Here is a 10630-nt window from a genome sequence, read left to right on the forward strand (position 1 = left end):
TGATTCATTTTCACAAAGGGATTTAACCTATGGCTCGTCGTTCACGCTATACTGAATACAATGAAGATTTAAACGTTTGGCAAGCATTTACAGATTTGATGTCTAATGCGTTTATGATATTAATCTTATTTTTATTTCTAACTATTATCATCTCACAAATTACCAATAAACCTGCTCCAAATTCAGTTAATTTAGCTTTGAAAGTCAAAGAATTAGAGCAGCAAGTAAAATATTTACAAACACAAATAAAGCCACAAAAAGAAATAACAGATACACCACCAATCATCATAATAAAAGATGAAGGTGATTATAGATTTGCTTCCGGTAGTGCTGACATACCTGAAAAAATGTCAACTTATATATTTAGACAAATAGTACCGGAAATAGAAGCTAGAACTAAACAATATGGTATTAATGTTGTGGAAATAATTGGACACACTGACGGACAACCGAATGGTAATGTAGCAAGTAATTTAGATGTAAATTTAGAAAAGGTAGTTGGTGGTAGCTTACCAGTAGGTAAACTACAAGCAGGTTCTAATGCTGATTTGGGCTTGATGCGTGCTTTATCGGTAGTTAAGGTTCTGCATGATATCCAAAAAAAAGAAGGTAGACTATCTGGACTATCATTTCGTGCTTATTCTGCGGCACAATTAATATTACCAAATGGACAATTTGCAAGCATAGCGCGTAAAGAGGATGTAACACGACGACGGATTGAAATCCGCTTTACTCGGTTGGGAGAAGTCAGAGAAGTAAAATAGCTCAAGGTAAGATTCAATTAACTGACATTCATAACTAATATTTGGGGTAATCTTGCCAAAAAAGCTAGCTAATCGAGGTGATGACGAAATAGCTGCAAAATAGGATGTGTGTTTAAAAATTGTTAAGATACACTTTAGCGATACGCTAACACGCAGAGATTAAGAGGTGAGAATACTAAATAAACAGAAATGCACGCGGATAATTTTCGGCGCGCATCTGTAGTTTAATGTTAAAACATGAGATTTTGGCATGAAGAATGGGGTTACATCTTACCGTGCTGCATTACTTGTTGCAGATGGTGGCGAACTTCTTGGGCTTGTTCTATTTCCGATTGTCGCAATTTTTGAAATAATTCAACACAGGGCTGAGAGTTAATTTCCTGTGCATCTTTGATGTAACAATCATAAGCCTTTACTGCTTCAGCTTTATTGTGCAATACAGTGATAAAGTCATACTCTAGATTGCTAATTGGTTGTTGAGATTGTCCGTTACCTGTAGTCATAAAATTATTCTCCTTGAGGTGACTAATTAATTTCTACTCATCCTCAAGGAGTTATTCATCTCCCCAGAAGCGGAGGAAAAGATACGCCTAGCAGAACTTCACCACTGTGTTTTAGACCTCATAACTATCTACCACCGAGCAGATGTATAAAAATCCTTTAACAGGTAAATTTTAGCTATATTTATCTGTGTTTATCTGTGGTTCATGATTTCTTCATGTAAGTAAGTCGGCACAAATAAACTTAACTATGTAACAGAATGTAAAAACCCCAAAACTCTTGTGATTGCTTCATTCCACTTCGTTCCATTCGCAATGACATACATTGAAATTTTCACGCCGACCTACTTACTACACTTGCTGCGAATACTAGCATCCATGCTCATTTTGCCTTTCTATACCTCCTTTATCGGTAATAGGGCAAAACTTTGTATTAGCACTGATGCAATCCATGTGGGGTGTTTTGGCACATACAAGTAGTAAAGAACCCAAAACAAGTAGCAAACCACAAATTGCTGCTGTTTGTACCCAAGAAATCTCCAAAGCTCCGTGAACTACGACTTCCCGGAGTAGAGATACAATTGTCACTTCAACTGCTACCCCCACAGAAATACTATGTTCTTGCAAGTAAACCATGAGTAACCGAAATAACTCCACCAAAATCAACACAAATAGTATTTTTGCCGTCACCTGTTGATATTCTACTGACTGAATGATGGCTATGAATATGCCCCACAATTGTATCAGCATGACGGCGAACAAACCAAAACACAAGACAATCACAATTAAGTCTTGGAAAGCTTCCATGTTGCGAACAATTGTGTGTCTATCCAGCCAGCGATCGCAAAATAAAAATCGACTCTTGGAGCGCTTGTACATTTACTTTTCCATTCTCATCTGGTCAATTTCAGACCACACCAGCTAGTCCACCCATTTATATAATATTACGTAAAATTAAGCGATTGCGCCTCAGCGAGGTTGGTAATTTAAATTTTGTGCTTGTCGCCACAATTTTTCGGCATTATTAGCCCATTGGGGATTACCTTGAACATTATATAAATCTTTGGCATATTGTAATACTTGTACCGCTTCTGCATATTGCTTTTGTGCCATAAAAACTAACCCAGCACCATAATAAGCATTGGGATAATTAGGATTAGCTTCGGCTGATTTTCTAAAAGCTGCTAATGCTTCTTTGAGTTGTCCTTGATTAAACCAAATCATGCCGAGATTGTAATGAGCTTCGGGATATTGGGGATTATTTTTGATGGCTTGAAAAAAGGCATCTCTGGCTTGATTAACTTTACCTTGCTGGAGATAAGACGTTCCCAGATGGTAGGGAGGTTCTGGGGCATTTTTACTATACTCCATCGCTTTTTTAAAAGATGCGATCGCTCTCTCCCAATCTTGTTGCTGCTGTCGTACCAATCCCAAGTTATAGTGAGCAAAACCTAATTTGGGGTCGAGTTCTATGGCTCGTTCTAAGTAATCACTGGCTTGCTGTAAATTACTTCCTTCTAACAACGCTCCCCCTAAATTCGCAAAGGCTGGGGCAAATTGGGGGTCAGCTTGTGTGGCTTGATAAAAAGCATCAGCCGCAGGCTTTAATTTTCCGGTTTGTCGTAATGCTAACCCTAAGTTATAATGGGCGGTTGCTAAATTTGGATCTAGCTGAGTTGCTTGCTGAAAAGCGGCGATCGCATCTTGTAGCCTTCCCGCTTGAATTGCCTGTAAACCTTGGTTTAACCAAGTTGTGGATGTTGGTAAACTATATTGTGCCACTAAGGGAGTAGGGTAACTCGGTGATGGGAAAAGCATACTTTCACCGAGCATTACCAAACTCACTATCCCGACTATACGATATTTATATAATGGTAATTTCATTGATTCTCTAACTCACAACATTTTAGTTACGTTTACTTCATGAAAATTTTTCTCATTCAGCAGGTTTTTACAAAAATTGGTTTTATTTTACAAAACTTTAGCAGAAATCTGACGACAAAATACAAATCGAGTTGCGATCGCTCTCGGCGTTGGTTCTTTTGACTGGGAATATGATCATCTCCAGGAAGTACCAGATAAAGTTGCTGAACGTGTCCTTCTTAGCAACGGTAAGTAAGATTGAGATCAAAGTCTCTTTTGTGCGAGAATCTTGGAGTGGCAGTGACAGTCACTCCAAATTATTTTGGGGACAATTTTTGATGCGGGCGATGGTGTGCAATGAGAATTCTCCCGTCTTCTTCTAGAATCATGCCATTTTTTGACTTTGCCATCTATAAAAAACAATATTATGCTTGATAATATTCGCAGTCTTGGGAATCAATTTTTTCGGAAGTCGAGAAAAATCAATAATGAACCACTGAATAAAGTAAGTTTAGTTGTCATTATTGTGATTGATATTTTTATATTAATCAATGTTTTTACGGGATTGGATGACGTTAGTCGATGGTACATCAGCCCATCACAGGCTTATCCATGTTATTCCCAGTGGCAAAATTATAGGGAAGAAACTAATACCAATAAAGACTATGAAATTATCAGCAGTTCATTGTCAGATATAAACAATCAAATCAGTCAAGAGCAAATTTATCAAGAAGTTGAAGAGAGACATTTGGGTAAAGTTTCTCAAACTTGCTTACAGTATGCCAAATATCAAGATCAAATTAATATCTCCCAAAACCAGCAAATTATCCAAAATATTGTCCAGAAACAAACGCAGGTTAGTCAATTTGAACAAAAAAATAGCACCATTCGCGCTCAATATGATTCCACACTTTTAGAAAAAATTGCCGGTCAGTCTCCTGAACAATCAATTAATGTAGTCGGTGCGGAAAAGGCTAAACAAGAGTTAGATAAAAATAACCAGAAAATTTCTACACTGAAACAGGAAATTTCTAATTTAAAAAATCAACTGGTGACGAAACCAGAAAGCATTAAATTTTTAGCCTTCCTGCAAAATGATAATAAATTTCAGCCAGTTGAAGTAAATTATCAACAAGCGTCATTTTGGTATCCCAGTATTCAACTGGCTTTTCAGGCGCTATTTTTGCTTCCACTGATTCTGGTCGCCTTGTCAGTTCACAACTTTACTCAACGCCGAGAATATGGACTGATTTCGCTGATTAGCTGGCATTTGCTGGTAATCTTTTTTCTACCTCTGATCCTGAAAATCTTTGAATTTCTGCAAGTCGGCATATTATTTACATTTATCTTTGATATTCTTCGCACCATTCTCGGTGGTTTGCTTTTCCTGGTCAGTTATGTTTATATCTTGGTAATCCCACTGCTAGGCTTTGTAATTATCCAGCTTTTTCAAAAAGTGATCTTGAATACTAAAGCGCAGGCGGTGAGGAGAGTTCAAGATTCACGCTGTATTAATTGTGCTAAGAAAATTCGGCATAATGATAAATACTGTCCACATTGTGGTTATTATCAATACATTGAATGCGCCAACTGCCATAATCTGACTTACAAGTATTTATCACACTGCCATCATTGTGGCACTTTCCAAGACTCTAGTCACAATCACGTCTAAGAGGATGTCTGAGAAGTATCAGTTTTATCCAGATCCCCCCTTACCCCCCTTAATAAGGGGGGGGAAATTAATCAAAGTCCCCCTTTTTAAGGGGGATTTAGGGGGATCTACAAGTGTTTTATGCAACACGAAAAAGTTTTCAGACACCCTCTAAGATAGAAATTGGATTTTGCAGCATTAATAATCAGCAAAATTGCCGAATCATCTTTGGGTTCAAATATGAAATCATCGGTTACGGACAAAACGCCAATTCCATCCAATGAACGCAGACGACACACAGAATCGCCAAGTTTATGGATTGCTATAGCCATAAGTTCAGTTTCCTTGCATTTGCTGGTTTTCTGGTTGATGCGCTCATCTCATGTCTTTCAACCGTGGTTTCCCGAACAAAGCCAAACATTTGTTCCCATTGAATTTATAGAAGTTTCTCCCCCAGAAGAATTACCAGATAAATCTAACTTAGAAGCTGAAACAGTCTCACCAAAATCATCAATTTCTCCTCAACAGGAGACATCAGCGCCTTCGCCACAAATTCCTGCACCAACTACACCTAGCAATCAGGATACTGAGACGATAAATTCTGATGCTAGTGTCCTTCGTGAAAGTGAAAGTCAAATAAAAGCTTCTCAACCTAATACCCAACTCTTTCCTAAGAAAACAGTTTCAACGCCGACACCGACACCAACACCCACACCGACACCAACACCGACACCGACACCCACACCCACACCCACACCACAAATTCCAATAGGTGATTTACCTTGGAACCGTCGTGAGGAAGTTGTCCTCGGACAAGGAAAGCCACTACCAACAGATATTCCATCTATTCCAGAGGAAATAGTACCTACACCAACTGGGGAAACTGCAAGCGTTCCAGATGAGGAAACAGCACCTACACCAACTGGGGAAATTGCAAGCGTTCCAGATGAGGAAACAGTACCTACACCCACTGGGGAAACTGCAAGCACTCCGAATGAGGAAACAGTACCTACACCCACTGGGGAAATTGCTAACACTTCCGCCGAAGAAGGAGCGAGGGTTACATTTACTCCAGTCAATAAAACTGAAATAGAACAATTGATACAAGAGGGTAGATTAAGTCCAGATGGTCTACCCGATGTTCTCGCATTACACCAGGGAAGTAATACCAAGAATTTAGACCCAAGCTATCTTCTTGGCGATTCTGTACTGGAGCCTGTAAAATTCTTGGCTAGCTTAGTAATTGATCATAATGGCAACTTTCAACAAGCTAAAATTTTAGAAATAGAACCAGCGAGACTACAAAGTAAAAAARGCTTCTATGAGCAAGTTGTTAACGAGCTTTTCATCAATGATAGGTTTTTGCCGGCACACAATAATGATGGCACTAGACCGGAGTTGAGTAATCTGTTTATACGGATCACAATTGAGCCTGGTCAGGTTTAATTGGTATTAATCACCCTGGGGATATTCATCCCATAAAATAGTATTTTCACGTAAGCTTTGGTGATTACCATTACCTAAAATCAAGTGATCTAATAAGGGGATGCCTAAAAGCTGCGCTCCTGCTAACAGTTGACGCGTTAATTCTATATCTTCTGGGCTGGGTTCTACGCTACCTGAAGGGTGATTATGAGCAATAATTGCCCGCGTTGCACCTTGACGAATGATTTCTCGAAAGATGTCACGGGGAGATGCTAAGGTTTCGGTGGCTGTACCGATGGTAATTACTTGGGTTCCCAATAAGCGATTTTTGACATCTAAGAGCAATACTGCAAAACGTTCTTGTGTTTGCCACATGAGGTCTTGACTGAGTGCAGCCGCAGCGACAATGGGGTTATCAATGGGTGTACTATCTGAGGGACGAAATTGAAAGGTACGTTTACCTAGTTCAATTGCCGCTAAGATGGTTGTGGCTTTTGCTGGGCCAATACCTGGAATTTGCATTAATTCTGCCGGGGTGACTTCTCGCAGAACAGCTAAAGGGTCGCGTTGGTGTTTACTGAGTTCCTGTAGCAAATACTGCCCTAAGCCCACGGCTGAGAGTTTTCCCGGCCCTTGACCAGTGCCTAAAAGAATTGCAATTAACTCGGCTGTCGCTAAAATTTTGGGGCCGTGGGTCATTAAACGCTCACGCGGACGCTCATCTGTGGGAATATCAGCAATTCTGAGACAATAGGTCATAGAATAACTAAGAGAAGGGTGTGTAGATAGCACTATGTTTAGTTATCCCTTGTATCCTCGGCAAATCTCTAGATGAAACAATCTTTAATTTTTTACTGGTTGCGGGTAAGCTGTTGAGCATTCAATTTGCATAACATGGACGGGCATCTTTGCCCATCCCACAAGAATTGTATTTAAATATGTTGTGCAAAATCAAGTTGTTTCAGCTTAGATGCGATCGCCTCCGCAAGGCGAAAGTCAAAAGTCAAAAGTCAAAAGTCAAAAGTTGAGCGTTGGTTTACAACCTGCTGTAGTCGCCAGATTATACTTTTATTGAGTATATTTAAGTATATAAAAGAGCATTAATATGATGGAAAATATTGGTAAAACTACAGATTTAACTCAACAGTGGCTAACGGAAATTCAGGCACTTAAGGAACAAATAGCAGAAGAACAACGCGATCGCGATACGGCTTGGGAAAGCGCCCAAAAATGGCGTAAACTTTATAACACCGAAGCCGAACAACGCCGCACAGATGCCAATTTAGCCCAACAGGCGATCGCATCCTTGAAAGCAGAGATCCATAAAATCAAGGGACTGGAATCAGGTATACTCGTAGACGGGAAAGCCACCACAGCCGCCCAAGAAGAAATTAAACAAATCCAATCAGTAGCAGAATTGCAAGGCAGACTCATAGCCATTATGAAAGAACGCGATCGCCTGTTGCAAGCCTTAAAAACCGAGCAAGAAAACCACGCCCAAACCCGTAACAGCCTCACCACCGCCTTGGGTGATGCCATTGATGGCTTGACACGAGAGCGAGATGGTGTAACTGGGAAGTAGGAAGAAGCAAGGGAGCAGGGCGCAGGCTTGCCCTGAGCGCAGTCGTTAGCGAAGCTTCCCGAAGGGTAGGGGAGCAGAGGGAAAGATTGTGACTTACCAATAATATCAAGTCTGGTTGAATACTTACGAAACGCGCAAACCTGCCAAACCTTTGGTTTATCTCCGTTACATAAAACTTACTCAAACTTACCTATTTAGACTTTTCTATAATAGATAACTTGTACTAGATGGGGTTTGAAGTTTACTTTCTGCTTCATCCTGGTAATGTCGGCATTATCCAGTCCACAGACTAACACTGTCTAACTGACAGCTTTTGACAAATCAATTTTTGATAAATTGATAGCTGCGTTTAAATCTCTATCACACTCAAAACCGCAATTTTCACATTGAAAAACTCTTTCGTTAAGTGTGAGATTTTCTTTTTTAGTTCCGCAATTAGAACAAGTTTTAGAACTGGGATACCATCTATCAACCACGACAAGTTCAGAACTATACAATTCACACTTGTAGGTTAGTTGACGACGAAACTCATGAAATCCCATATCGGAGATTGCTTTTGCTAATTTCCTGTTTGCCAACATTCCAGATACGTTTAAATCTTCGATTACCACTTTGCCGTGGTTCTTGGCTAATAAAGTAGTAAGTTTGTGTAATGTATCTTTACGAATGTTGGCAATCTTCAGATGCAATTTAGCAATTTTTAGTTGTGCTTTTCTCCAATTGTTTGAATTGATAACTTTATTTCTGTTTAACCATTGCAACCTGCTTAATTTAGATTCATATTTTTTGTAAGACTTTGCACCTTCTATAATTTCACCTGTTGATAGAGTAGCTAAATTTTTTACACCTAAGTCTACTCCCACAACTTTGAGGTTTTTATTATCTTGTTTTTCTACATCAAATCTAAAACTAATAAACCATCTATTAGCCTTACGACTAATGGTTACTGATTTAATTTCTTTTTGAGGTAGTCTTTCATAAGTTTGGAGAACTCCTATCTTCGGTACTTGTATTTTATTTGACTCTAAATTTTTGACACTACCCTCTAAGGTAAAGCTATCATGTTTACCCTTTCTCTTAAATTTAGGCACTCCTGATATTTTTTTAAAGCACCTATCCCATGCTGTTTTTAAAGCTCGTAGAGCTTCTTGTGGTGCTGATTTTGAACATTCGTAATACCAGGGATTTTCACTTTTTACTAATGCTACTAACCATTTATGTAAATCAATAGCAGTAGGAAATTTTATTTTGGAATTAGGATTTAACTTATTGTGCTCTAATATCTGTTTGGTAAGAGCTAATCCCCAATTCCAAGCATGACGAGCAACACCACAATGTTGAAGTAGTTGGGTACGCTGATGGTTATTGATTTTTAACTCAGTTTTAAAGCCGAACAGCAACTTCTTTCAACTCCTCTATAATTTTCTTGTTTTTGTGACTTCTAGATCCATACAGTCTGGCACTAAAAACTGTAATTATTTCTAAAACATCTTGAGCTAAGTCTTCTTCAAAAGTTGAGTCTTCAGTTCTATTGATAATTACTATTTCTGTTCCAAAATGTTCACACAAACTAAAAATTAATTCACTACCAAATCTCAATAGTCTATCTTTATGGGTTAAAACAAGACGTTCAAGTTTACTATCAACAATTAATCGGATTAATCTCTTTAATCCTTTTTTGCTGTAGTTTAAGCCTGAACCTAAGTCTTCTATAATTTCAAATTGCCAACCATTTTGAGCGCAAAATAATTCAACAACTTGCTTTGTCTTTCTAGGTCTTCTTTTTGGTCATGGCTAGAAACTCGACAGTAACCAATGGTGTAAGATAAATCAGGCTTGATTCCTAACAATTGAGCTAAATCATATCTTCTATGACCACTAGCTGTTCTTTCGGGAATTAATTTACCTTCTGTTTCCCATCTTCTGAGTGTGGAAACACTTACACCTTTTAACTTTGCTGCTTCAGATATAGATAACTTACTCATATAACTACTATAGCATAGCATTTAAGTAGTTATGAGTAAGTATGGATAAATATTTCTAATCAGTTCCCAACCCTTTGAATTCTTGTAACAGTTGCCCCTCTAGAGTCCACAACCGCGCTGTCCGGTCATCGGATGCGGTGGCGATGGTTTTGCCGTCCGGGCTGAAACTCACACTCCTGACACCGCCCTGATGCCCATGAAATTGGTTACGTTCTTTAATATCACCCAGAATAGTATGCAACGCATAAATCGGGCTAATAGCTGGGTATTCATCCAGAGGGCGATTATCTTTAACTAAAGTTTTCAACTCTTTACCAGTTTTAACTGCTGTAACTAGCCCTGCTAACTGGGTAAACTCAAACTGTCTAATGGCATTAACTCCCGCCCGTTCTAATTCTGTTCCCTTTAGCGCTTCTTGTTGGGCTTCTTGCGCTAATTGTGCGGCTTGCTTTGCTGCTTGTTGTTCTAATTGCGCTTGTTGCAGAGTAATTTCTGCCTGTTTAATTTGAGATTCCGCTTGCTGTTGTTGTTGCTGTGCTTGTTGTGCTTTCTCATCAGCAGTTTTTACTCTGTCAGTAGCCGTTTTAATTCTGGCTTCCGCTTCGGCATTTTTCGCTTCTAATGCTGCGGCTTGCTGATTTACCTTATCTAAATCTGTTTTAGCAGCAGCTAGGTTTTGGGTAGCTTGGATATTTTCTTTTTGTGCGTCCTTAAACTTTGCTTCTGCATCCTTCTTCTTCAGTTCTAAATCTCGCGCTGTTCTTTGTAATTCTGCCTGTTTTCTTTCCGTCTCTTGCAAACTTTTAGTTGTTCGCTGATAATCACCTTCAGTTTTGGTTAACTTTCGTTCCGCCTCTTGT

The 10630-nt window shown here is 39.1% G+C and carries 10 protein-coding genes and 1 pseudogene; 4 read left to right on the forward strand and 7 right to left on the reverse strand.

Going from position 1 to position 10630, the window contains the following annotated elements; all coding sequences use genetic code 11:
- The first annotated feature begins 29 nt into the window (after nucleotides 1-29).
- Nucleotides 30-764 (forward strand): OmpA family protein, encoded by a 735-nt coding sequence (locus tag NSP_RS05000; protein ID WP_006195567.1) that lies wholly within the window; start codon nucleotides 30-32, stop codon nucleotides 762-764.
- Nucleotides 765-1027: 263 nt separating this feature from the next.
- Here NSP_RS05000 and NSP_RS05005 read toward each other — a convergent pair whose 3' ends face one another.
- The 3 genes from NSP_RS05005 to NSP_RS05015 form a co-directional block, all read right to left on the reverse strand.
- Nucleotides 1028-1267 carry a hypothetical protein gene (locus NSP_RS05005; RefSeq protein ID WP_006195568.1) on the reverse strand — a complete coding sequence of 80 codons (240 nt, stop codon included), beginning with the start codon at nucleotides 1265-1267 and terminating at the stop codon, nucleotides 1028-1030.
- Nucleotides 1268-1633: 366 nt separating this feature from the next.
- Nucleotides 1634-2143 carry a phosphate-starvation-inducible PsiE family protein gene (locus NSP_RS05010; protein ID WP_006195570.1) on the reverse strand — a complete coding sequence of 170 codons (510 nt, stop codon included), beginning with the start codon at nucleotides 2141-2143 and terminating at the stop codon, nucleotides 1634-1636.
- Between the two features lie 90 nt (nucleotides 2144-2233).
- Nucleotides 2234-3148 carry a tetratricopeptide repeat protein gene (locus tag NSP_RS05015; RefSeq protein WP_006195571.1) on the reverse strand — a complete coding sequence of 305 codons (915 nt, stop codon included), beginning with the start codon at nucleotides 3146-3148 and terminating at the stop codon, nucleotides 2234-2236.
- A gap of 406 nt (nucleotides 3149-3554) precedes the next feature.
- On the opposite strand from NSP_RS05015, the gene NSP_RS05020 reads away from it, so the two are divergent.
- Nucleotides 3555-4799, forward strand: coding sequence for a zinc ribbon domain-containing protein (locus NSP_RS05020; RefSeq protein WP_006195573.1), 1245 nt, complete (start codon nucleotides 3555-3557; stop codon nucleotides 4797-4799).
- Between the two features lie 219 nt (nucleotides 4800-5018).
- Nucleotides 5019-6224: an RAD23 family protein gene (locus NSP_RS05025; RefSeq protein WP_044482804.1), complete on the forward strand. Its 1206-nt coding sequence runs from the start codon at nucleotides 5019-5021 to the stop codon at nucleotides 6222-6224.
- Nucleotides 6225-6230: 6 nt separating this feature from the next.
- On the opposite strand, the gene radC is transcribed toward NSP_RS05025, so the two are convergent.
- Nucleotides 6231-6962: a RadC family protein gene (radC, locus tag NSP_RS05030; protein WP_006195576.1), complete on the reverse strand. Its 732-nt coding sequence runs from the start codon at nucleotides 6960-6962 to the stop codon at nucleotides 6231-6233.
- 346 nt (nucleotides 6963-7308) lie between these two features.
- Between radC and NSP_RS05035 the strand changes: the two genes are divergently transcribed.
- Nucleotides 7309-7785, forward strand: coding sequence for a hypothetical protein (locus NSP_RS05035; RefSeq protein ID WP_006195577.1), 477 nt, complete (start codon nucleotides 7309-7311; stop codon nucleotides 7783-7785).
- A 299-nt stretch (nucleotides 7786-8084) separates the two neighbouring features.
- Here NSP_RS05035 and NSP_RS05040 read toward each other — a convergent pair whose 3' ends face one another.
- The 3 genes and pseudogenes from NSP_RS05040 to NSP_RS05050 form a co-directional block, all read right to left on the reverse strand.
- Nucleotides 8085-9185 (reverse strand): RNA-guided endonuclease InsQ/TnpB family protein, encoded by a 1101-nt coding sequence (locus NSP_RS05040; RefSeq protein WP_017803856.1) that lies wholly within the window; start codon nucleotides 9183-9185, stop codon nucleotides 8085-8087.
- A pseudogene (locus tag NSP_RS05045) lies at nucleotides 9169-9770 on the reverse strand (IS607 family transposase). The gene NSP_RS05040 and the pseudogene NSP_RS05045 overlap by 17 nt, the downstream one beginning before the upstream one ends.
- 55 nt (nucleotides 9771-9825) lie before the next feature.
- Nucleotides 9826-10630 (reverse strand): WD40 repeat domain-containing protein (locus NSP_RS05050; protein WP_478212181.1); only part of this gene is annotated, 805 nt, incomplete at its 5' end.

The sequence above is a fragment of the Nodularia spumigena CCY9414 genome, from assembly GCF_000340565.2.
Taxonomy (GTDB): Bacteria; Cyanobacteriota; Cyanobacteriia; order Cyanobacteriales; family Nostocaceae; genus Nodularia; species Nodularia spumigena.

Bases quoted from the DNA above. Each gene is read 5' to 3' on its own strand.
- NSP_RS05000 (WP_006195567.1), top strand. From the start codon at position 30: ATGGCTCGTCGTTCACGCTATACTGAATACAATGAAGATTTAAACGTT.
- NSP_RS05005 (WP_006195568.1), bottom strand. From the start codon at position 1,267: ATGACTACAGGTAACGGACAATCTCAACAACCAATTAGCAATCTAGAG.
- NSP_RS05010 (WP_006195570.1), bottom strand. From the start codon at position 2,143: ATGTACAAGCGCTCCAAGAGTCGATTTTTATTTTGCGATCGCTGGCTG.
- NSP_RS05015 (WP_006195571.1), bottom strand. From the start codon at position 3,148: ATGAAATTACCATTATATAAATATCGTATAGTCGGGATAGTGAGTTTG.
- NSP_RS05020 (WP_006195573.1), top strand. From the start codon at position 3,555: ATGCTTGATAATATTCGCAGTCTTGGGAATCAATTTTTTCGGAAGTCG.
- radC (WP_006195576.1), bottom strand. From the start codon at position 6,962: ATGACCTATTGTCTCAGAATTGCTGATATTCCCACAGATGAGCGTCCG.
- NSP_RS05035 (WP_006195577.1), top strand. From the start codon at position 7,309: ATGATGGAAAATATTGGTAAAACTACAGATTTAACTCAACAGTGGCTA.